Origin of the sequence: uncultured Bradyrhizobium sp., from assembly GCF_936943645.1 — a bacterium.
Classification (GTDB): domain Bacteria; phylum Pseudomonadota; class Alphaproteobacteria; order Rhizobiales; family Xanthobacteraceae; genus Bradyrhizobium.
The window spans coordinates 1-20549 of record NZ_CAKZJO010000061.1 but is presented as its reverse complement, the minus strand read 5'-3'; the positions used below and the strand labels follow the sequence as shown (position 1 = coordinate 20549).

Annotated in this window: 20 protein-coding genes; 9 read left to right on the top strand and 11 right to left on the bottom strand. The window is 65.2% G+C overall.

Features of this window, described 5'->3' with window-relative positions:
* Positions 1-87: 87 nt before the first annotated feature.
* From Q0743_RS17695 to Q0743_RS17675, 5 genes are all read left to right on the top strand, one after another.
* On the top strand, positions 88-1113 hold the full coding sequence (locus Q0743_RS17695; RefSeq protein WP_298242796.1) for an aldo/keto reductase: 1026 nt from the start codon (positions 88-90) through the stop codon (positions 1111-1113).
* A 71-nt stretch (positions 1114-1184) separates the two neighbouring features.
* A complete protein-coding gene (locus Q0743_RS17690) occupies positions 1185-1349 on the top strand; it encodes a hypothetical protein (RefSeq protein WP_298242795.1) in 165 nt (54 codons plus the stop codon).
* 13 nt (positions 1350-1362) lie between these two features.
* Complete coding sequence (locus Q0743_RS17685; RefSeq protein ID WP_298242794.1) at positions 1363-1701, top strand: c-type cytochrome; 339 nt, start codon at positions 1363-1365, stop codon at positions 1699-1701.
* A 90-nt stretch (positions 1702-1791) separates the two neighbouring features.
* Complete coding sequence (locus tag Q0743_RS17680) at positions 1792-3213, top strand: MFS transporter (RefSeq protein WP_298242793.1); 1422 nt, start codon at positions 1792-1794, stop codon at positions 3211-3213.
* 131 nt (positions 3214-3344) lie between these two features.
* Positions 3345-3797 carry a PEGA domain-containing protein gene (locus Q0743_RS17675; protein ID WP_298242792.1) on the top strand — a complete coding sequence of 151 codons (453 nt, stop codon included), beginning with the start codon at positions 3345-3347 and terminating at the stop codon, positions 3795-3797.
* A 71-nt stretch (positions 3798-3868) separates the two neighbouring features.
* On the opposite strand, the gene clpA is transcribed toward Q0743_RS17675, so the two are convergent.
* The gene (gene clpA, locus Q0743_RS17670; protein ID WP_298242791.1) at positions 3869-6277 is read right to left on the bottom strand and encodes an ATP-dependent Clp protease ATP-binding subunit ClpA; all 2409 of its coding nucleotides are present in this window, start codon (positions 6275-6277) and stop codon (positions 3869-3871) included.
* 284 nt (positions 6278-6561) lie between these two features.
* Positions 6562-6894: an ATP-dependent Clp protease adapter ClpS gene (clpS, locus tag Q0743_RS17665; RefSeq protein ID WP_026202494.1), complete on the bottom strand. Its 333-nt coding sequence runs from the start codon at positions 6892-6894 to the stop codon at positions 6562-6564.
* Between the two features lie 485 nt (positions 6895-7379).
* On the opposite strand from clpS, the gene Q0743_RS17660 reads away from it, so the two are divergent.
* Positions 7380-8726, top strand: a complete 1347-nt coding sequence (locus Q0743_RS17660; protein ID WP_298242790.1) for a pilus assembly protein — start codon at positions 7380-7382, stop codon at positions 8724-8726.
* A gap of 76 nt (positions 8727-8802) precedes the next feature.
* Here Q0743_RS17660 and Q0743_RS17655 read toward each other — a convergent pair whose 3' ends face one another.
* On the bottom strand, positions 8803-9141 hold the full coding sequence (locus Q0743_RS17655; RefSeq protein ID WP_097658894.1) for a phasin family protein: 339 nt from the start codon (positions 9139-9141) through the stop codon (positions 8803-8805).
* 399 nt (positions 9142-9540) lie between these two features.
* On the opposite strand from Q0743_RS17655, the gene Q0743_RS17650 reads away from it, so the two are divergent.
* The gene (locus tag Q0743_RS17650) at positions 9541-11391 is read left to right on the top strand and encodes a D-alanyl-D-alanine carboxypeptidase (RefSeq protein WP_298242789.1); all 1851 of its coding nucleotides are present in this window, start codon (positions 9541-9543) and stop codon (positions 11389-11391) included.
* Between the two features lie 227 nt (positions 11392-11618).
* Here the strand turns inward: Q0743_RS17650 and Q0743_RS17645 are convergent, their stop codons facing one another.
* The 4 genes from Q0743_RS17645 to Q0743_RS17630 form a co-directional block, all read right to left on the bottom strand.
* Positions 11619-12344: a DnaJ domain-containing protein gene (locus Q0743_RS17645; RefSeq protein WP_298242788.1), complete on the bottom strand. Its 726-nt coding sequence runs from the start codon at positions 12342-12344 to the stop codon at positions 11619-11621.
* A gap of 68 nt (positions 12345-12412) precedes the next feature.
* Positions 12413-13162 (bottom strand): VWA domain-containing protein, encoded by a 750-nt coding sequence (locus Q0743_RS17640; RefSeq protein WP_298242787.1) that lies wholly within the window; start codon positions 13160-13162, stop codon positions 12413-12415.
* Between the two features lie 134 nt (positions 13163-13296).
* The gene (locus tag Q0743_RS17635; protein WP_298242786.1) at positions 13297-14157 is read right to left on the bottom strand and encodes an alpha/beta fold hydrolase; all 861 of its coding nucleotides are present in this window, start codon (positions 14155-14157) and stop codon (positions 13297-13299) included.
* Positions 14158-14498: 341 nt separating this feature from the next.
* On the bottom strand, positions 14499-15422 hold the full coding sequence (locus Q0743_RS17630; protein ID WP_298242785.1) for a division plane positioning ATPase MipZ: 924 nt from the start codon (positions 15420-15422) through the stop codon (positions 14499-14501).
* A 285-nt stretch (positions 15423-15707) separates the two neighbouring features.
* Between Q0743_RS17630 and panC the strand changes: the two genes are divergently transcribed.
* The gene (panC, locus tag Q0743_RS17625; RefSeq protein WP_298242784.1) at positions 15708-16559 is read left to right on the top strand and encodes a pantoate--beta-alanine ligase; all 852 of its coding nucleotides are present in this window, start codon (positions 15708-15710) and stop codon (positions 16557-16559) included.
* 83 nt (positions 16560-16642) lie between these two features.
* Here panC and Q0743_RS17620 read toward each other — a convergent pair whose 3' ends face one another.
* The 4 genes from Q0743_RS17620 to Q0743_RS17605 form a co-directional block, all read right to left on the bottom strand.
* Positions 16643-17083 carry a DUF1489 domain-containing protein gene (locus Q0743_RS17620; RefSeq protein WP_194468052.1) on the bottom strand — a complete coding sequence of 147 codons (441 nt, stop codon included), beginning with the start codon at positions 17081-17083 and terminating at the stop codon, positions 16643-16645.
* Positions 17084-17132: 49 nt separating this feature from the next.
* Positions 17133-17342: a hypothetical protein gene (locus Q0743_RS34285; protein ID WP_367184925.1), complete on the bottom strand. Its 210-nt coding sequence runs from the start codon at positions 17340-17342 to the stop codon at positions 17133-17135.
* A gap of 952 nt (positions 17343-18294) precedes the next feature.
* The gene (locus Q0743_RS17610) at positions 18295-18498 is read right to left on the bottom strand and encodes a hypothetical protein (protein WP_148773938.1); all 204 of its coding nucleotides are present in this window, start codon (positions 18496-18498) and stop codon (positions 18295-18297) included.
* A gap of 307 nt (positions 18499-18805) precedes the next feature.
* Positions 18806-19468 carry a glutathione S-transferase family protein gene (locus Q0743_RS17605; protein ID WP_298242782.1) on the bottom strand — a complete coding sequence of 221 codons (663 nt, stop codon included), beginning with the start codon at positions 19466-19468 and terminating at the stop codon, positions 18806-18808.
* Positions 19469-19589: 121 nt separating this feature from the next.
* Between Q0743_RS17605 and Q0743_RS17600 the strand changes: the two genes are divergently transcribed.
* On the top strand, positions 19590-20306 hold the full coding sequence (locus Q0743_RS17600; RefSeq protein WP_298242781.1) for a DUF599 domain-containing protein: 717 nt from the start codon (positions 19590-19592) through the stop codon (positions 20304-20306).
* The last annotated feature ends 243 nt before the right edge of the window (positions 20307-20549 follow it).

The window sequence follows — 20549 nt, the reverse complement described above, 5'->3', positions numbered from 1 at the left end:
CGCGATGGTTCGGCCTGATTGCCTGCGCTACCATTGCACCTCGCAGCCGCACCGATCATTCAGCGGCCAGCCGAGGGAGCAATATCGATGGAATACCGACGCTTGGGCCGGTCTGGCCTCATGGTGCCCGCCTTGAGTCTCGGGACCGGCACCTTCGGCGGCGTCGGCCGCCTTGCCGCCTGGGGCACGACGGATGCGACCGAGGCACGGCGTCTGCTCGACATCTGTCTCGAGGCCGGCGTGTCGATGTTCGACACCGCGAACGTCTATTCGCTCGGCGAATCCGAACGCGTGCTCGGCGAGGCCATCAAGGGTCGCCGCGACAAGGTGCTGGTCTCGACCAAAGCCACATTCCGCCTCGGCGACGGCCCCAACGACATCGGCTCGTCGCGGCAGAATTTGCTCAAGGCCATCGATGCCTCGTTGAGCCGGCTCGGCACCGACTACATCGATCTGTTCCAGCTCCATGGCTTCGACGCCTTCACCCCGCCCGAGGAGGTGCTCTCGACGCTCGACGTGCTCGTGCGCGCCGGCAAGATCCGCTATGTCGGCGTCTCGAATTTCTCGGGCTGGCACCTGATGAAGTCGCTCGGCGTTGCCGACAAGCACGGCTTCCCGCGCTACGTCGCCAACCAGACCTACTATTCGCTTGTAGGGCGCGACTACGAATGGGAGCTGATGCCGCTCGGCCTCGACCAGGGGATCGGCGCGGTGGTCTGGTCGCCGCTCGGATGGGGCCGCCTCACCGGCAAGATCCGGCGCGGCCAGCCGAAGCCCGAGGTGAGCCGCCTGCCCAAGACGGCCGAGTTCGGCCCGCCCGTGCCGGACGAGCACGTCTATCGCGTCGTCGATGCCATCGACGAGGTCGCGAAGGAGACCGGCAAGAGCGTCTCGCAGATCGCGCTGAACTGGCTGCTGCAGCGCCCCACCGTGTCGACGCTGATCATCGGCGCGCGCAACGAGGCGCAGCTGCGCGAAAATCTCGGCGCGGTCGGCTGGTCGCTGACCAAGGACCAGATCACCAAGCTCGACGCGGCGAGCAAGGTGACCCTGCCCTATCCCTACTGGCACCAGCGCACGACCTTCACCGACCGCAACCCGCCGGCGGTGTAGCGGCCTGTCCTTGAGCTACATCAAGCCAGCGCATTGCAGCCGTGGCATCGTGCCTTCTCGCGAGGCCCCCGATGCGCCGATTTGCCATGAAGGCCCTGTTCACGGCCCTCAATCTGAGCCGCGCTGAGCGGACGCGGATCGATTGGGATCGCCGCATCCTGATCTTCTCCACGGGAGTCACAATCGCCTTGATCACGCTCTACGTCTGGGCCAAAGCAACCTCGCGCTGGGAATGACGGAGTGCGCGCGATGAACAGGTTCGCACCGGCGCTGCTGGCCATTGGCGTGCTGTGGAGCACCGGAAGTCAGGCTCTGGACCTCGAACAGCACCGCGCTGAAGCAATGCTGCAGCGGATGTGCGCACGTTGCCACGCGGTCGGCCGCACCGGCACGAGCCCGAACGAGCTGGCACCGCCTTTCCGGTATCTCGGCGAGAACAAACTTTACGACCCCGACTTCATGCAGCGCCTCCAGGACGGCTACAGCAGCATTCACCGCGCCATGCCGACGGCCCGATTCGGCCGCGAGGACGCGGAGGCCGTGGTAAGCTACCTCAGGGCGATTCAGGAACCGCGAAGGCCGAAATAGGGCCGGAAACGGCGACGGCTTCGGCTGGAACCATCCCGGGTCGGACCAAGTTGCGAACCGGCAAACGCCGCTTCAACCGAATACGCCACGATGTCGTCAACCACAATCGAACATGCCGACGGCCTGCCGCAGCCGCAGCGCAACCAGGCGGTGCTGACCATTGCGCTCGGCATCATCATGGCCGTGGTCGACAGCGCCATCGCCAATGTCGCGCTGCCGACGATCGCGGCCGATCTCGACGCGAGCCCGGCCTTCTCGATCTGGATCGTCAATGGCTACCAGCTCGCCATCACCATCTCGCTGCTACCCCTGGCCTCGCTCGGCGAGATCGTCGGCTATCGCCGGGTCTATCTGGTCGGGCTCGTGCTGTTCACGCTGGCCTCGGCCTTCTGCGCGCTGGCGCATACGCTGCCGCTGCTGACCGTGGCGCGCATCATCCAGGGCTTTGGCGCCGCCGGCATCATGAGCGTCAATTCGGCGCTGGTGCGCTTCACCTATCCACGCAGCCAGCTTGGCCGCGGCATCGGGCTCAACGCGCTCGTCGTCGCCTTCTCGGCCGCAATCGGCCCGACGCTCGCCGCAGGCATCCTCGCGGTCGGAAGCTGGCCCTGGCTGTTCGCCATCAACGTGCCGCTCGGCGCGGTGACGCTGCTGATCGGCTTGCGCAGCCTGCCGCACACCAGGCCTGCCAGCCATTCGTTCGACTGGCAGAGCGCGGGGCTGTCCGCAATCACCTTCGGCGTCGGCATCGCCGCGGTCGACAGCGTCGGTCATGGCGAGGCGGCAATCACCTGCCTGATCCAGTTCGTCATCGCCATCGTCGCCGGCGCGATGCTGATCTATCGCGAGACGCACATGACCTCGCCGCTGCTGCCGGTCGACCTGTTGCGCATCCCGGTGTTCGCGCTGTCGATAGCGACCTCGATCGCATCGTTCTGCGGGCAGATGCTCGCCTTCGTCGCGATCCCCTTCTACCTCCAGAGCCGCTTCGGCTATTCGGCGGTGCATATGGGCCTGCTGATCACGCCATGGCCGATCGCGGTGGCGTTCGCGGCGCCGCTGGCCGGTCGTCTGGTCGAGCATTACCCGGCCGGCCTGCTCGGCGGCATCGGGCTTACGCTGTTCGCCTGCGGCCTTGCCGCGCTCGCCTTGCTGCCGGCGGCCCCGACGCCGTTCGACGTGATCTGGCGGATGGCGCTGGCGGGCGCCGGCTTCGGCCTGTTCCAGACCCCCAACAACCGCACCATGATCGCGGCCGCCCCGCGCGAGCGCGCCGGCGGTGCCAGCGGCATGCTGGGGACGGCGCGCCTGCTCGGCCAGACCACGGGCGCAGCCCTGGTGGCGCTGCTGCTCGGCCGCTATCCGGTCGAGGGCACCAGGCTGGCCCTGCTCGTGGGCGTCGGATTTGCGCTCTGCGGCGCTGTGCTGAGCATGCTGCGGCTGTCTCCGGCCGGCGCGCGTGGCGCCGAGCACGTCCGCGTCCAGGACGATCAGCGCCTGCGCGGCGACTGACGCAGCTCCCGCCTTCCGGTACCGCCGTTCCCGTGCACAACCCCTGCGTGGCTTAACTACCCGGACCAATGACTACTTGCCCTCGCGCTCCGGTTGCGGTTGATTGGCGTCGGGGAAATTAAGGGGCATTCATGCGATTAGTGGGAATTTTGGCGCTCAGCGTCATGCTGGGCGGCTGCGCGTCTGTCACGCGCGGCACGACTGAGAATATCAGCATCTCATCGACACCTTCAGGCGTGGAAGCCGTCGTCAGCGGGCTTGAGGTGCCGACAACGTGCACAACACCTTGCGCCATCGTCGCCAAGCGCAGCGCCGACATCACGATCACCTTCGAAAAGGAAGGCTATCAATCCCAGACGGTGCAGCTCACCAAGGAAGTGTCGGGCACGGGCGCCGCCGGCTTCGCCGGCAATCTCCTCGCCGGCGGGATCGTCGGCATGGGCGTCGATGCCGCGACGGGCGCGGCCACCGATCACAAGCCCAATCCGGTCATCGTGACGATGCAGCCGACAGTCCGCGCACGGCCGGCGGCGCCGAAGAAACCACGGGCGCCGGCGGCGCCAGCGCCCGATACCGGGACGTAAGCGGTCCCGCACTGCCTCACAAACAAAAAGGCCGGCTTTTCAGCCGGCCTTTTCAATTCATGATGTACCGATCAAGCCTTGACCAGCGGGCCCTTGGAGGTCGGCCCCTTCGAGCCGCCGGGGCCACCCGGCTTGGACTTGCCGGGCGGACGCTTGCGGGTGCCGGGCAGCTTCTCCTGCTTCGGCGTGACCGGGCCCTCGACGAATTCGAAGCCGATCTTGTCCTTGGTCTCGTCGGCCTCGTCCTTGACGAGCACGACGCGGACGTGACCGCCGCCCTTGAGCTTGCCGAACAGCACCTCGTCGGCCAGCGGCTTCTTGATGTGCTCCTGGATCACGCGGGCCATGGGCCGCGCGCCCATCTGCTCGTCGTAACCATGCTGGACCAGCCAGGCCTTGGCCGGCTCGGACAGCTCGATGGTGACATCGCGGTCGCCGAGCTGCGCTTCGAGCTGAAGCACGAACTTCTCGACCACGGTGCCGATCACCTCGACGCTGAGATGGCCGAACGAGACGATGGCATCGAGACGGTTGCGGAATTCCGGCGCGAACTGCCGGTTGATCGCCTCGTGGTCGTCGCCTTCCCGCTTCGAGCGCGTGAAGCCGAACGCCTGCTTGGCGAGATCCGAAGCACCCGCGTTCGTGGTCATGATCAGAATCACGTTGCGGAAGTTGACCTGCTTGCCGTTGTGATCGGTGAGCCGGCCGTGATCCATGATCTGGAGCAGCACGTTGTAGAGGTCGGGATGCGCCTTCTCGATCTCGTCGAGCAGCACCACGCAATGCGGATGCTGGTCGACGCCGTCGGTAAGCAGGCCGCCCTGGTCGAAGCCGACATAGCCGGGAGGCGCGCCGATCAGGCGCGACACGGTGTGCCGCTCCATGTACTCGGACATGTCGAAGCGCAGCAGCTCAACGCCGAGGCTTGCCGCGAGCTGCTTTGCGACCTCGGTCTTGCCGACGCCGGTCGGACCCGAGAACAGATAGCAGCCGATCGGCTTCTCCGGCTCGCGCAGGCCCGCGCGTGCGAGCTTGATCGAGGCAGCCAGCGACTCGATCGCCTTGTCCTGGCCGAACACGGTGCGCTTGAGCGTCTGCTCGAGATGCTTGAGCACCTCGGCGTCGTCCTTCGACACGCTCTTCGGCGGGATCCGCGCCATCGAGGCGATCGTGGTCTCGATCTCCTTGATGCCGATGGTCTTCTTGCGCTTGTTCTCGGCGACCAGCATCTGCGCCGCACCGGATTCGTCGATCACGTCGATCGCCTTGTCCGGCAGCTTGCGGTCGTGGATGTAGCGCGAGGAGAGCTGCACCGCGGCCTCGATCGCCTCATTGGTGTATTTCAGCCGGTGGTAGTCCTCGAAATACGGCTTGAGGCCCTTGAGGATCGCGATGGCGTCCTCGACGGTCGGCTCGTTGATGTCGATCTTCTGGAAGCGCCGCACCAGCGCGCGGTCCTTCTCGAAGTGCTGGCGATATTCCTTGTAAGTGGTCGAGCCCATGCAACGGATCGTGCCCGAGGCAAGCGCCGGCTTGAGCAGGTTCGAGGCATCCATCGCTCCGCCCGACGTCGCGCCCGCACCGATCACGGTGTGGATCTCGTCGATGAACAGGATGGCGTTGGGATGCGCCTCGAGCTCCTTCAGCACCTGCTTCAGGCGCTCTTCGAAATCGCCGCGATAGCGCGTGCCCGCGAGCAGCGTGCCCATGTCGAGCGAGAACACCGTCGCCGCAGCCAGCACCTCCGGCACCTCGCTGTCGACGATACGCTTGGCGAGGCCCTCCGCGATCGCGGTCTTGCCGACGCCGGCTTCGCCGACGAACAGCGGATTGTTCTTCTGCCGGCGGCACAGAACCTGGATCGCACGGTTGATCTCGGAATTGCGTCCGATCACCGGATCGATCTTGCCGTCGCGCGCCTTCTTGTTGAGGTTGACGCAATAGGTCTCGAGCGCCTCGCCCTTCTTCTTGGCGTCCTCGTTGCCCTTGGCCTCGGTCTCCTCGTCGACGCCGCGAACGGGGCGCGCCTCGGAGACACCCGGCCGCTTGGCGATGCCGTGGCTGATATAGTTGACGGCGTCGTAGCGCGTCATGTCCTGCTCCTGCAGGAAATACGCGGCATGGCTCTCGCGCTCGGCGAAGATCGCGATCAGCACGTTGGCACCGGTCACCTCTTCACGACCGGACGACTGGACGTGGATCACCGCGCGCTGGATCACGCGCTGGAAGCCGGCTGTCGGCTTGGCGTCGTCGGCGCCATCCGTCACCAAATTCTCGAATTCGGTTTCAAGGTAATTGACGAGGCTCGTGCGGAGCTTGTCGAGATCGACGCTACAGGCGCGCATGACGGCGGCTGCATCGGAGTCATCGATCAAGGAGAGCAAGAGATGCTCGAGCGTCGCGTATTGGTGATGACGCTCGTTTGCGATCGCCAGCGCACGATGCAGGGATTGTTCAAGGCTTTGGGAAAAAGTCGGCATTCGCGTCCTCTATGGCCCCCACCATCATGGTCGTGATCGCCCGGTCAGGCAACAACAACCTTTGTCACATATAGTTATACAAGACTGCGGCGAAAGACCGGTTCCGCGACTCGGCGGCGACACTCCCGCGGTATTTTCGATGCAAAACCCGTTCCGATTTGGGCAGAACTACCCATATGGGCAGGATTGACGCTGGCGCCGATGTTTGCCGGATCACGCAGCAACATGTGCTGCCGCCACACACCACGCGAACAGAACCACTCTTAAAGAACGCGAACGCGCGATTACTTCTTTTCCATCACGCATTGCAGCGGATGCTGGTGCTTGCGGGCGAAATCCATCACCTGCGTCACCTTGGTTTCGGCGATCTCGTAGGTGAACACGCCGCACTCCCCGATGCCGTGATGATGGACGTGCAGCATGATCTTGGTCGCGGCTTCGATGTCCTTGTTGAAGAACTTCTCCAGCACGTGGACGACGAATTCCATCGGCGTGTAGTCGTCGTTCAGGATCAGCACGCGGTAGAGGTTCGGCCGTTTGGTCTTGGGCTTGACCTTGGTGATGACCGATGTGTTCGGACCCGAGGGATTGCCCGAACGGTTCTCGTCATTGCTCATGCGAGGAGCGTAGGCAGCGGCTGGCGCGGACAGGTCGAGTCTGGAAGTCAATTGCGGCATGGCTCAGGCGTTCAAATTCCCCACGGAAGCGAATGGCGGTCGCCGCGCGACCCCGCCCTTCGGAGCCTGGCGCAGGCGCGCCGCCTCGTTGGATCGCCGCTCCCGACAAATCCGGCCCGAGCCGGATTGTTCGCCAGCAATATGGGCCCGCCCCCGGCTCGCCGCAAGCGCGCAAAAGTCCGGCCGATGCGGCCGCAGGGCGGTCCCGATTCCCAGTCCGGGCGATCTCGGCAAGGTTAATCAATCCGGACCGATTTGACAAAATTTATGCCGCTCCCGTTTAGAGCATGTTGACCAGGAACTCGGTCATTTTACGCGATTGCGATATTTCTCCCCGGATACCCCGGACTTCTACGGTGCAATTTACCAAGCATTCAATGGCATGGCGCGAAATCAGGCAAATCTACGGATTTCGAGGGATCGCCATGTTTCGCTCGCCGCTTGTCAGCCTGATCGGTCGACGGCTCGCCCGCTTCGCGGCAGCCGAGCAAGGCAATATCGCCGTGATCTTCGCCATCGCACTGGTCCCGGTGCTGAGCTTCATCGGCGCCGCGGTGGACTATAGTCGCGCCGTCCAGGCCAGAACGTCCATGCAGGCCGCCCTCGATTCCGCCGCCCTGATGCTCTCCAAGGATCTGTCGGCCGGCACCATCACCCCGTCGCAGATCAGCACGAAGGCGCAAGCCTATTTCAACGGGCTGTTTACCGGTACCGCCACCCTGCCGTCGGTCAGCGTCGCCGCCACCTACACGGCGAGCACCAGCATGGGCTCGACGATCCAGCTCACCGGCACCGGCACCTACACGACCAGCTTCATGAAGATCGCGGGCTTCCCGACGCTCGGCATCGGCGCCTCCTCCACCAGCGCCTGGGGCAATGTCCGCATGCGCGTGGCCCTGGTGCTCGACAACACCGGCTCCATGGCCCAGGACGGCAAGATGCCCGCGATGCAGACGGCCGCGAAGAACCTGGTCGACCAGCTCAGCGCGCTCGCGAAGGCCGATGGCGACGTCTACATCTCGATCGTTCCGTTCGCCAAGGACGTCAACGTCGGCGCCAGCAACTACAACAAGGACTGGGTGGATTTCAGCGATTGGGATGCCGTCAACGGCAACTGGACCTGCACCGCGGGCAACGACTGGAACTGCAGCAAGTGGAAGTGGGTGCCGGCCAGCCACAGCGGCTGGAACGGTTGCGTGGTCGATCGCGACCAGGACTACGACACCAAGAACACCACCCCGACCAGCGGCAATGTGGGGACGCTCTTCCCCGCCGAACAGTATTCCTACTGCAATTCGGGCAGCTCGTCCTATCTGCAGCCGGTCATGCCGCTGAGCTACGATTGGAGCTCGCTCAAGGGTCGCATCGACGCCATGAAGCCGACCGGTAACACCAACCAGGGCATTGGCCTCGCCTGGGGCTGGATGACGTTGTCGACCGGCAATCCCATGAACGCACCGGCCAAGGATACGAACTACACCTACAAGGACGCGATCGTTCTGCTCTCGGACGGTCTGAACACGCAGAACCGCTGGTACAGCAACGCCTCGCAGATCGACGCGCGCCAGAAGAAGCTGTGCGACAACGCCAAGGCCGAGAACATCACGATCTACACGGTGCAGGTGAACACCGGCAGCGATCCGACCTCGAGCGTGCTGCAATATTGCGCCAGCAGCACCGACAAGTTCTACCTGGTCACATCGGCCGGCCAGACCGCCGCCGTGTTCAAGGACATCGGCACCTCGCTGTCGAAACTGCGCGTGGCGCGCTGACGGATCGACCGCGTGCAAACAAAAAGCCCGGCTGGTTCAGCCGGGCTTTTCGATTCCAGAATGTCGCGAAGAAACGTTACTGGGCGGCCGGGGTGAACTTCGACACGATGGTCTCGACCGGCTTGAACGCCTGCTTGGCGAGGTCGCTGTAGAGGCCAGCGATCTTCTGCGATTCCGCAACGAAGGTCTCGTAGGCGGAACGGGCGAAATCGGTCTGCGCTTCCATGGCCTTGTCCAGCGACTTCACGCCGGAAAGCTTCTCGACGAAGGACTTGGTGTCTTCGAACGACTTCTTCGTATAGTCGCCATAGGCGCTGGCGATCGCCTGGAGGCCGTGCTGCACCGAGGTCGCGGAGGCGACGTACTGCTCGAAGTGCTCTTTCCCGTAGTTCTGAAAGTCTTCAACCTTGAACATTTCGGAATCCCTTTTCCCTGGCTCGCGTCGGGAAGCCCCGGCTCCCTGACCTGCCACACAAATAGTGCAATGCACAAAAAAGTCAAGAATCTTGTGCGTCGCACAAGAAGAGGTATCGAAGGACGCAAATCGCGGAGATTCCCGGGGTTTCCCGCAAGGGTTCCTTAAGCTTTTGGAAACCGCGGCCCCCTACCCTGATTCCCTGGACGTGTTCAGCTTCCGCAGACGGTCAAAAGCCGTTTGAGAACATCACCTTAGCCAGAATAGCGGCTCAGGCCGAACGTCCCCCGCGGAGAACACCAGCGGAGAGACAGCCTGAGCAGGTAATGATCCCGGGTCGATTGGGCACAATTTCGCCTCACGAGCCGGTGATCAGTTGAGAAACGGGGACGGGGTTCCATGCTTCGTAAAAACTTGTCTTCCTCGCGCTTGGCGCGGGTTGGCGTTTTCGGGCTTCTTACGGTCACCACCGCGGTCATCTTCACCACCGATGCCGCCGAGGCGCGGCGCCATCGCCGGCACTACGCGCACCACCGGGTGCAGCGCGATGTGTCCGACAGCTCCAGCCCGAAATTCGCGTCCATCATCGTCGACGGCAATTCCGGCGCGGTGCTGCAGGCAACGAGCCCCGACGGCATCCGCCACCCCGCCTCGCTGACCAAGATCATGACGCTCTATTTGCTGTTCGAGCGCCTCGAATCCGGCAAGATGAAGCTCGACACCGAGATGCCGGTGTCCCAGCACGCCGCCGATCAGGATCCGACCAAGCTGAACCTGCGTGCCGGCCAGACAATCCGTGTCGAGGACGCGATCAAGGGTCTCGTCACCCGCTCCGCCAACGACGCCGCCGTCGTGATCGCCGAAGCGATCGCCGGCGACGAGGACGACTTCGCCCAGATGATGACGCGCAAGGCGCGCTCGCTCGGCATGTCCAGGACGGTCTACCGCAACGCCAACGGCCTTCCCAACGACGAGCAGGTCACGACCGCGCGCGACCAGGCCACCCTCGGCCGCGCCATCCAGGAGCGCTTCCCGCGCTACTATCGCTATTTCGCGACCTCGACCTTCAACTGGCGCGGCCAGTCGATCCGCAACCACAATCACCTGCTCGGCAGCGTCGAAGGCGTGGACGGCATCAAGACCGGTTACACCCGCGCCTCCGGCTTCAACCTCGTCAGCTCGATGCGCCGCGGCAACCGTCATCTGATCGGCGTCGTGCTCGGCGGCCGCAGCGGCGGCTCGCGCGATGCGATCATGCGCAACCTGCTCGCCGAGAACCTCGATAAGGGCGCGACCACGCACACCGTTGCCGCGGTCACCGAGCGCAACGGCGCCGACACCTCAACCGATGTGGCCGACGCCTCGGATACGCCGCCGGCTCGTCCTGCGGCACCGGTCCAGGCCGCAGCTCCTGCTCCCGAGCCAGCGCCGTCTCGTCTCGCAGCCCGCTTGTCGACGCTGGCTGCCGCCACGGCCGCGGTGCCGCCGGCCCCGATCAAGCCGGAAGCCAGCAAGCCCGAGGTTCGGCAGACGGAATCCAAGATCGAGCCCGCGCCGCTCACCAATGGCGTGATCTCGAGCCAGCCGCTCTCCATCATCCCCGGCTCGTCCGAGCCGATGAAGCCGGTCCGGGTCAAGACGGTTCAGGTCAAGGCCGGCGCCGTGAAGGTCGCCTCGGCCGCTCCCGCCCAGGTCCAGGTCGCCCCGCCCGTCACCAACGCCATTCCGTCCCGTTCCGACGTTGCGGAAACCTCCGGCGCCGTCGTCGCCCGCGCCGATCTCATCAACAAGCCCGAGATCGTCAGCCAGCCGGAAGCGCCGAAGGCCGAGATTGCCCGCAGCGAGCTGCCGCGCCAGCCGGCCGGCTTCGGCACCGGCAATGGCATCCTCGGCGTGCTGCCGGCCGCAACGGCCGCCGCGCCCGCCCCGGCTGGGCCGAAGCTTGCCTCTGCCGATCCGGCGCCGATCCAGATGAGCGCCACCACCAAGCCGGTCGTCAGCCACAGCGGCTGGATCGTCCAGGTCGGCGCACTCGAGAGCGAGAACGAAGCCCAGCAGCGCATCGACGCCGCGCGCAGCTCGGCCCGCGGCCTGCTCAGCAAGGCCGATCCGTTCACCGAGCCTGTCCTCGCCAAGGACAATCGCAAGCTCTACCGCGCCCGCTTTGCCGGCCTCGAGCGCGACCAGGCCGAAGCGGTCTGCCGCACCCTGAAGCGCGCCGAGATCTCCTGCATCACCGTCCGCAACTGATCCTCGTCACATCGCTCCGATCAAAAGCCCGCGCCTTCGGCGCGGGCTTTTTCGTTCCGCCGATGCGGGGATGCGAAGTCTGTTCCGCGACAACCTCTCGTCAACAATTTACGGTTAAATTTTTACTCAAGAGATCGACCACGCCGACAATGGCGGGCATCGGGGCGACGACAGACAGAGCAAGCGGAGCTCACGCGGGTACGGGCGTTTGTAGCGTGGTGCCGGAGTTAGCCGTTATGCGTGCGAAGCAGAGTATCCTTGGCCTCGTTTACCCGGGCAGCGAGATAGTTCGAGCCCCCCTGGTCGGGATGGAGTTTCTTCATCAGGGACTTGTGCGCCCGGCTGATGTCGTCACGGCCCGCCCCCGGCTGCAGGCCAAGGATCTGATAGGCCTCCTCCGCCGTCATTTTGCTGCTCGCCGCCGTGCGGCGCTGCCCCCCTGCCGCATCGCCCTGCGCGTTCTGACGCCAAGCGGGAAACCGGCGGTCCAGATAGCTTTCAAGTAAGGCCACGCTCTCGGCGTCGAACGTCGGGACCATGGCCAACAGGCCCGGAAGATCGAACTCGCCGAGATCGCGCCCGGCGTGAGGCCCGGCGACGATCTGCCCGCCGAGTTGGCCGGAATCGTGGTCGAGCCGCATATCCAGATATTGCGAGCGCACCCGCGAGGTCTGCCCCGACGCAGGCGCAGCACCGCCGCCGAACAGCCCGCCGATGTTGCCGAAGCCGGCATTTGCCAGCGGTGTCCAACCCAGCAGCCCGGCCCCGAAGAATCCCAGCGGGATCGCCACCACCAGCTCACCGCGCAAGCCGGTGAAGGCTGCGATCGCCAGCGCCAGCACACCGCCGCCGAATCGGATGGCGCGCGCCAGTACCGCCGGATTGGCGGCGCGGAACATCTGGAGCAGCAGATAAAGCGTGATAACAGCGACGGCGCCGGCGATCAGGGTCATGGCCGGAATATAGGCGCCCTCACGGCAAAATGCATGGCGTAGGCCGGCGCGAGCTGCGAAGTCCCGCGCTACTTCATCTGGCCGATCAGCTTGGCCGCGCCGCTTGCGCTCTTCGCCAGTTTCAACAACGCCTCGCGGCCGCCGGCGGCATAGGCTGCGGCCGCCCGCAGCAGCTCGCGCAACTGTGCCGCCGCGCCCGGATCGAACCGGCACCAGGCACCGCCGGTCAGGCGCGCGATCTCGCGAAAGGCCTGCTCGGCGACGGCGTCATGACCTTCCTGAAACACGAACACGGGCACCTTGAGCATGCCGAGCTCGCCGGCCTTGGCGCAGAGCTCGTCGACCTTCTCCTCCATGGCGTCGCCGACAAACACGACGGCCCGCACGCCCGATGCGACGGCTTCGCGCCGCGCCTCGCTCAGCACCTTGCCGATCTGGGTATCGCCGCCGCGGCAATCGATCTTGCTCATCAGCGTTGCGAGCTTGGCGCTGTCGGAAATCCACCCCGTGGCGCGGCACTCGTTGAAGCCGCGATAATAGACCAGCCTGATGTCGAGGCTGCCGAGTGCCGCGGTCTCGCGAAACATGTCGGCCTGCAGCGCGCAGGCCATGTCCCAGGTCGGCTGCCGGCTCATCGTCGCATCCAGCGCGAAGATCAGCCGCCCCCTCGCGCCCGGCGCATGCGGTGACAGCGCCCGCGCCTTGGCGACGAAGGCGGCAATGTCGTCCGCGGTCGACGTTCCCGCCTGTGGCACCGTACCGCCGCCCTGCGCGGTCACGGCATCGGCGCCGCGCGTCTTGGTGGGTTCGCTCGACATCCTCTGACCCTTGCGTGAGCGGCTAATGTGGTCAGCGCCGGCAGCCCGGTCAATGTGCAAAGCCCCCGCTGGCGGAAGCCGGCAGGGGCTTTGAAATCAGGACAGGCGGGCTCGAAGGTGTCGCCTGCTGGATGTCAGCTCTTGGCGGGCGCCATCAGCGCGACCGGGCCCGGCTCGAGGATCTTGGGCGGCGACGATTGCGTGTCGACCGGCGCGATCTCGCTGTCGGTTGCGCTCAGGAATTTGTCGAGCATGCTCTGGATCGAGCTCTTGGCGACATCCGGGCCGGTGTCGCGCATGTCGTTATGCTGGAATTCGGTCTTCACGACCTGAATGCCGGCCTTCTCGCATTCCTCGTCGGTCGGGATCACGCCGGCATCGGTCTTGAACTGCGGATCCTGCGAGCGGAACGACAGGATCTTGAACTTGCCGGCGGTGACGAAGGGCACGCGCAGATTGTCGAGCGTGACGACCTTCTTGACCTCATCCGGATACTGCTTGGCGAAATACATGGTGATGTCGCCGCCCATGGAATGACCGACCATCGTCACCTTCTCGTAGTCGGCGTTGGGCTGAACCTTCTTCATCTCCTGCATCGCCAGATGGATGTTGGCAACGCCGCGCAGGATCTGCGGCAGGCGGCCGACATAGAGCTCGCCCGGCTTGGTCACCATCGGAGGATCGGTCGGCAAATCATGCTGCGGGCTCAAAACCATGTAGCCGCGGGCCGCGAAGATGTTGGCGAGGAAGCCGTATTCGGTGTTCTTGACGGTGTTGCCGTGATTGATCACCGCGACCGGCAGCGTGATCATGCCGGCATTGGCCTGCATTTCCTTGTCGCGGCGCACGGCTATGTAAACCGGCACAGGACGATTGTCGCGCGAGGCGTCGTAAAAGGTAATGGTCTCGTGCTTGATCGCCCACTTGCTCGCCGTGAAATAGGCGATGCCGCAGAGGGCACTGACCGAAACCAGAACGGCAATTCCACGCTTCATTTTCGTCCTCAGCCTCAGGCTCTTGCGGCCTGAATCCCTGTTGAAAATCGTGTTCTTCCGGGGCTCTTCGTCCCCTGGTCGCCTATTCGCTAATATATGTCACAGGCGCGTGACAGGAAGGCCAAATATTGTGAACCGGCAGCCCTTTCGTTGTGCGCCGCACACGTTTTCTGGGCACCCCGTTCTCCGGTAGCGACGTCAGGGTGCATCTCACCATCCGACGCAACCGGTCTCGATCGGGTTCAATTTCGCGGTAAACGTAGGATGAAAACGGCCGAAGGCCGCCGGCGTTCCCCTGGGAACCCGGCCCTCAAGGCGATCGGAAGTAGCGCTATACCGCCTCAGGCGCCCAGGATGTCGTGGACTTCGAGCGGCTTGTCGACCTGGTTGAACCACTCGGCCCGGTTGGCGGCGCGGCGACGGCCACGCTCGTCGAGCGGCAGCTTGAGCTGGCGGAGCAGGCTCGTCACCTCTTCCCGCGCGGTGAGGTGGCCGAGATTGGGCCGCATGCCGAGCGTGGCCTCGTCGATCTCGTCGAGGGCGGTCAGGCCGCGCGGGAAAAACTCGCGATAGACGACGCGTTCGGCGAAGCCGTCGACATAGCGGAAGCCGAGCCGCAGCGACAGGTCCTTCAGCCCTTCGGCGACCAGCTGCTTGTTGCGCGAGCCGAGCATCGACAGGCGGTTGCGCACCACGATCCAGTCGGTGGTCGAGCCGTCGAGCTGGCGGCGCTTGCGGCGGACGTCGCGCACCATCTCGGCGTAATGGCTCTCGCCCGTCACCGCGTAGCTGGCGGGATCGACGGTGCCGAGCACGTCGAAATCGAGGAAGCTGTCGTTGATCGGCGTGACCAGCGTGTCGGCCATCGAGTGCGCGAGCCGCATCAAATAGCTGTCGGTGCCGGGCGTATCGATGACGATGAAGTCGAAGCTGCTTTCGACCGCCGAGACCGCCTCCATGAACTGCTGGAACTCGGAGTTCTCGTTCTCGGCGATCTGCATGGTCTCGCCGAGCTTGATGCAGCGATGCACCGGCAGCTCGAGGTCGAGCTTGGTGCGGCGGGCCCAGGCGGAACGGTTGTTGATGTAGTGGGTGAAGCTCTGCTGGCGGCAGTCGAGATCGATGGTGGCGACGCGCTGGCCGGCCTTCAGGAGCGCAACGGCGATGTGCAGGGCGGTCGTCGACTTGCCGGAGCCGCCCTTCTCGTTGCCGAGCACGACCACATGCGCCGCGCCGGATTGGCTTTGGCTAGCCTGCACAAGCATGGCGATCCTCAACACCCCTGATGAATATCTTCGAGTTGGCCGCGCCTGCGGTCAAGTGAAATGCGTGACAGGTAATGCAAATCGTACTGCGCCGATCTTCATCATGAATCGCGGCGCCAATCTTCGTCTGTGATCCAGCCCACAATGTCGCGATGTCGTGCGCGACGCTGCGCGGGATGCTGTGCCGCATCGCCATGCATGGCGTCCACGCCCTCCGCTTGTTAAGGTTAGCCGCCCCGGACGCCGGATCACGCCGCGCCGATTCCCCAACTCTGTCGAGTCCCGATGTCTTCAAGTCCCTTGATCGCCCGCACGGTCCCGGCCCTGCGCCGCGCCGTCGACAGTCTTCGCAAGCGAAAAGCCACGATCGCGCTGGTCCCGACCATGGGGGCCCTCCATGACGGGCATGTGTCCCTCGTCCGCCTCGCCAAGCGGCGCGCCAGCCGCGTCGTGGTCTCAATCTTCGTCAACCCGACCCAGTTCGCCCCGACCGAGGATTTTGGCGCCTACCCGCGCACCTGGAAGGCCGACATCGCCAAGCTCGCCGCCGAGGACGTCGACATCGTCTGGCATCCGGAGGTCAAGGCCATGTATCCCGACGGCTTTGCCACCCGCATCGTGCCGGAGGGCCCGGCGCTCGCCGGCCTCGAGGACCGCTTCCGCCCGCATTTCTTCGGCGGCGTCGCCACCGTCGTCGGCAAGCTGTTCACGCAAGTCCGGCCCGACTTTGCGATCTTCGGCGAAAAGGACTTCCAGCAGTTGCGAGTGGTGACGCAGATGGCCCGCGACCTCGACCTCGGCGTCAAGGTGATCGGCTCGCGCACCGTGCGCGAGCGCGACGGGCTCGCGATGTCCTCGCGCAACGTCTACCTGTCGCCCGGGGAGCGGCAGACTGCCACCATCCTCTACCGCGCCATGAAGGACAGTGCCGGCCGCATCCGTGCCGGCGAAGCCATCGCGCCGGCAATGAGGCGCGGCGCCGAGATGATCAAGGCGGCGGGCTTTGCACTCGACTATTACGAACTTCGTCATGCCGAGACGCTGGCGCCGGTCTCCTCGCGCAAGGACGGCCCGTTGCGGATCCTGGTCGCGGCCAAGCTCGGCAGCACCCGGCTGATCGACAATATCGCGGTCTGAAGCGCGACAACCTCATCGCGCTTCAGCTTATTGTTTGAGCATGATCTTTTCGGAAAACCGCTTCGCACTTTTCCGGATCATGCTCAGAGCAGACCGAGATCGCGCAATTCGCGCCGCATCGGCTCCGGCATCGCCGCGATCGAGCCGGCGGCGGACTTGCCGAGATCGGGCGGCACGGAATCGTCGGTCAGATAGCGCCAGCCCTGGAACGGGCGCATCGGCCGGGGCGACACCGAGATCACCTTCGGCTGCATCACGATGCGGCAGCGCCCGATGCCGTCCTTGTCGCGGAACGGCTCGATGCCGATGATCTTTTCGCGCGCGGCGATCTCGCCCTTGATGACCCAATAGAGCGACCCGCCCGCCAGGATCTCGGCATCGCGCTTGGGGACCATGCGGGTGATGTGGATGTGATGTTGCGGCAGGCCCTTTTTCTTGGCGGTCTGCATCCGCTCGGCCACCCACTCCTTCAATTCCTTGACGGAGTCGCAACCGACGGCGAGCTTGATCAGATGTAGCGGCATGCCCCAGCATTAGCCGGGCAGCACCGCATTTGGAATGCCGATCTACTCGTTATCCGCAGCCGCGGGAGCGGCCACCGACGCCGGCGGAGGCGCCAGCGGAACCGGTGCTGCGGGAGCGCGCGCCGCCTTCGGTGCCGGCGGCCTCTTCGCGGCCGGTGCTGCCGCAGGCGCCGCGGCCTGAGCCGGTGCACGCGCCGCTGCCGGTGCGGCAGGCGATCTCGGGCACCGTCGTCCGTGCGAACCCCTGCCGTTCGAACAGGTCGAAGGCGGCGTCGACGAGGCGCTCGGGAACTCCGCACTGGTCGGCTTGCCCGTCGGCATCGAGGGCGGGAGCCCCGCAAGCGCCGCGGTCGGTGGCAGCGCCGCCGGTGCCGCAGCCATCGCGGATGCGGGCGCATTCCAGGCCGGCGCATGGCGCGCGACCAGTTGGTCGTACAGATGCGAATCCATGTTGGCGGCGACCTGCTGCTGGTCGGTCAGCGAGCGGAACGCGGCGCAGTCGAACTGGGTGCAGCCATCGCGCGCCACCAGCACCTGCGCCACGAGACCGTAGCGGTCATGCTCCAGCGCCTTGCGCAGCGCCTTCATGTCCGCCGTCAGGCTCTTCTCCGCCGTCGCGGCATCACCGAGCGCCGTCAACCGGTCGATCCGGACGGCGGTGTAGGATACGGCTGCGGCCGCAGCATCGGGCGAACCGAACAGCGCCTTCTCGCAGCCGATGGCGACAGCATCACCGGCGAGATCATCGAGACAGGACAGCGCCGGCAGGCTTGCGATGACCGGTCCTTGCGCGCGCGCTTCGGTCGGCGCCTCCTGCAGCAGCGGTCCATAGACACGCACGGTGGCGGCGCCGGCGATCGCGATGGACAGCAGCGTAATCACCGTGAGCGCGCCGTTGGCGACCGATCTCTCGGCGCGCAGCAGCGTGATCAGCAGGATCAGCCCGAAGAATCCGGCAGCGGCCAGCGTCATCCACATCGGGAAAGCCGGCGAGCGCCAGATTTGGTCGAGCGAAGTGGCCCATGCCCAGTTCATGCGCGACGTCCCCTCACGCGAGCAGAGAGCGAATGGTCAAGCGAGCACCGCGAGTCGGCAACTGCCCCCGCGTCACCTTGTGAAGGCGAAGCGGGCCTTTTGACGGCGGCAGGACACAATTCCCTGATGGCACCAATGCGCTGGCACCGTCAGCCTTTGAGAAGCACGAGCCGGCTTCAGGAGAGCGCGAGCTGACTTTCCTTGGCAACGCGCTCGAAAGCTTCGGTCGAGCTCTTGATCCGGTACTGGCAATCGTCGCCTTCGGTCGGCAGCAGACGGATGACCTCATACGAGCCGCTGGCGGCGGGGCGCGCAACGTTGCTGGCCGTGAACAATACGCGCGTTCCAATCGGGAATTTGTGCTTCAACACCCTCTCCATCACTCAAACAACGCCTGCCTCGCCCAGTGTCCCTCTGCGATGGCCGGCCGGAAACCCGGGCCGTTGTATAGCACGCGCCCCGCCGTTTTGGCCAGCGCCATGCCCGCATGGCAAACGCGTAAATTTTGTAGTCCTTTCAAAATGATAGGCCCGGAACCGGCGGGCCGATGATACCGTCGGCGTGGCGCATTCCCATACAGCTGTCGCAGGCAGGTCGCAGCCCCCGGCGGATCCCCCGGTCCCTCAGGTTCCGCAGCGTGAGCACCGCCGGCCGACACGTCGCCAGCGGCGCCGTCGAGCCCAGCAATCAGGCGTCCTCGAACTTGGCGATGACGAGGGTTTCGGCCAGTCCATCGCGGGTCCATTCCTGGAACGCTGGCAGCGCCATCATCGTCTCCATGTAGGCCTTGGTGTCCGGCGCGACGTCGATCGCGTAGGTGCGCAGGCGGTGCACGACCGGCGCGTACATGGCGTCTGCCGCGCCGAAGCGGCCGAACAGGAACGGCCCCTTCGCCCCATAGCGGGTGCGGCACTCGCGCCAGATCTCCTCGATACGCGCGACGTTGGCCATGGCGTCCGCCGAGAGCGCCACGGGACGGATCGGCCGATGCAGGTTCATGCCGCATTCGCTGCGCAGCGCCACGAAGCCGGAATGCATCTCGGCGCACACCGATCGGGCATGCGCGCGCGCGGCGACGTCGTCGGGCCACAGCTTCTTTTCCGGATAGCGCTCGGCGATGTACTCGATGATGGCGAGCGAATCCCACACCGTGACATCGCCGTCGACCAGCACCGGCACCTTGCCGGCGCGGCTGAAGGACAGGATCTGCTCCTTGTCGGCGGGATTGTCGGTGTAGAGCGGGATCAGCGTCTCCACGAACGGGATGTTGTTGGCACGAAGCGCGAGCCAGGGCCGCATCGACCATGACGAGTAGTTCTTGTTGCCGATCGCGAGTTTCAGCGCAGCCATGTCACAGTCCTTCCCGAGACGCTTTGAAGCAAGCCGCTTTTAACGCCATCGCCTGCCGCCAATCAATCGTTGCCGCATGCTGCCATGCGTGGCAATCGTGGCGGCTTCCGAGGAGAGACAGATGAGCAGGCATTGGGTCGACGTCACCGCGATCGGCTTCTTCATCGTCGAATGGCTGGTCTATGCCCTGACCCTGGAGCACTCGGCCTACGGCCGCGACAGCCTGTCGGCGCGCATGAATCGTTATCGCGAGGTCTGGGTGCGCCGGTTGCTCGACCGCGAGACGCGCATGGTGGACATGCAGATCATGGCCTCGCTGCAGAACGGCACGGCGTTCTTCGCCTCCACCAGCCTGATCGCGCTCGGCGGCGCGCTGGCGTTGCTGCACGCCACCAACGACGCCATCACCATCCTGAGCAAGCTGCCGATCGACCTCAGCACATCGCCGGCGATGTGGGAGCTCAAATGCGTCGGCCTCGTGCTGATCTGCGTCTACGCCTTCTTCAAGTTCGCCTGGGCTTATCGCCTGTTCAACTATGTCGCGATCCTGTTCGGCGGCATGCCGCCGGCCGAGCGGCGCGACACGCCCGAGGCGGAAGCCCATGTCATCCGCACCTCGCGCCTGTTCGAATCCGCCGGCCGCCATTTCAACCGCGGCCAGCGCGCCTTCTTCTTCGCGCTCGGCTATCTCGGCTGGTTCGTCAGCCCCTGGGTGCTGTTCGTGACCACGGCCGCGGTGGTGGTGGTGACATGGCGACGGCAATTCGCGTCGAGTGCCTGGGCCGCTATGGCGCCGGACGTGGCCGACGGTGACGAGGGGATCAGGCGCGGTCAGTGAGTGAGGCACTCGTGTCCCGGACACGCTGCAGCGTGGAACGCTGCTGCGCAGAGCCGGGACCCAGGGCGGCACGGCACGATGCGGATGGATGGGCCCCGGCTCTGCAGCGCACCACTGCGTGATGCGCTGCGTCCGGGGCACGAGAGCGGCGTGTGGCGCGCATACTCTCTCCACGTCACTGCGAGCGCAGCGAAGCAATCCAGAATCTCTCCGCGGAGGGATTCTGGATTGCTTCGTCGCAAG

What these genes read in the sequence shown, in the direction of transcription:
- Q0743_RS17695 (WP_298242796.1), top strand. Translation starts at nt 88, where the DNA reads ATGGAATACCGACGCTTGGGCCGGTCTGGCCTCATGGTGCCCGCCTTG.
- Q0743_RS17690 (WP_298242795.1), top strand. Translation starts at nt 1,185, where the DNA reads ATGCGCCGATTTGCCATGAAGGCCCTGTTCACGGCCCTCAATCTGAGC.
- Q0743_RS17685 (WP_298242794.1), top strand. Translation starts at nt 1,363, where the DNA reads ATGAACAGGTTCGCACCGGCGCTGCTGGCCATTGGCGTGCTGTGGAGC.
- Q0743_RS17680 (WP_298242793.1), top strand. Translation starts at nt 1,792, where the DNA reads ATGTCGTCAACCACAATCGAACATGCCGACGGCCTGCCGCAGCCGCAG.
- Q0743_RS17675 (WP_298242792.1), top strand. Translation starts at nt 3,345, where the DNA reads ATGCGATTAGTGGGAATTTTGGCGCTCAGCGTCATGCTGGGCGGCTGC.
- clpA (WP_298242791.1), bottom strand. Translation starts at nt 6,277, where the DNA reads ATGCCGACTTTTTCCCAAAGCCTTGAACAATCCCTGCATCGTGCGCTG.
- clpS (WP_026202494.1), bottom strand. Translation starts at nt 6,894, where the DNA reads ATGAGCAATGACGAGAACCGTTCGGGCAATCCCTCGGGTCCGAACACA.
- Q0743_RS17660 (WP_298242790.1), top strand. Translation starts at nt 7,380, where the DNA reads ATGTTTCGCTCGCCGCTTGTCAGCCTGATCGGTCGACGGCTCGCCCGC.
- Q0743_RS17655 (WP_097658894.1), bottom strand. Translation starts at nt 9,141, where the DNA reads ATGTTCAAGGTTGAAGACTTTCAGAACTACGGGAAAGAGCACTTCGAG.
- Q0743_RS17650 (WP_298242789.1), top strand. Translation starts at nt 9,541, where the DNA reads ATGCTTCGTAAAAACTTGTCTTCCTCGCGCTTGGCGCGGGTTGGCGTT.
- Q0743_RS17645 (WP_298242788.1), bottom strand. Translation starts at nt 12,344, where the DNA reads ATGACCCTGATCGCCGGCGCCGTCGCTGTTATCACGCTTTATCTGCTG.
- Q0743_RS17640 (WP_298242787.1), bottom strand. Translation starts at nt 13,162, where the DNA reads ATGTCGAGCGAACCCACCAAGACGCGCGGCGCCGATGCCGTGACCGCG.
- Q0743_RS17635 (WP_298242786.1), bottom strand. Translation starts at nt 14,157, where the DNA reads ATGAAGCGTGGAATTGCCGTTCTGGTTTCGGTCAGTGCCCTCTGCGGC.
- Q0743_RS17630 (WP_298242785.1), bottom strand. Translation starts at nt 15,422, where the DNA reads ATGCTTGTGCAGGCTAGCCAAAGCCAATCCGGCGCGGCGCATGTGGTC.
- panC (WP_298242784.1), top strand. Translation starts at nt 15,708, where the DNA reads ATGTCTTCAAGTCCCTTGATCGCCCGCACGGTCCCGGCCCTGCGCCGC.
- Q0743_RS17620 (WP_194468052.1), bottom strand. Translation starts at nt 17,083, where the DNA reads ATGCCGCTACATCTGATCAAGCTCGCCGTCGGTTGCGACTCCGTCAAG.
- Q0743_RS17610 (WP_148773938.1), bottom strand. Translation starts at nt 18,498, where the DNA reads ATGGAGAGGGTGTTGAAGCACAAATTCCCGATTGGAACGCGCGTATTG.
- Q0743_RS17605 (WP_298242782.1), bottom strand. Translation starts at nt 19,468, where the DNA reads ATGGCTGCGCTGAAACTCGCGATCGGCAACAAGAACTACTCGTCATGG.
- Q0743_RS17600 (WP_298242781.1), top strand. Translation starts at nt 19,590, where the DNA reads ATGAGCAGGCATTGGGTCGACGTCACCGCGATCGGCTTCTTCATCGTC.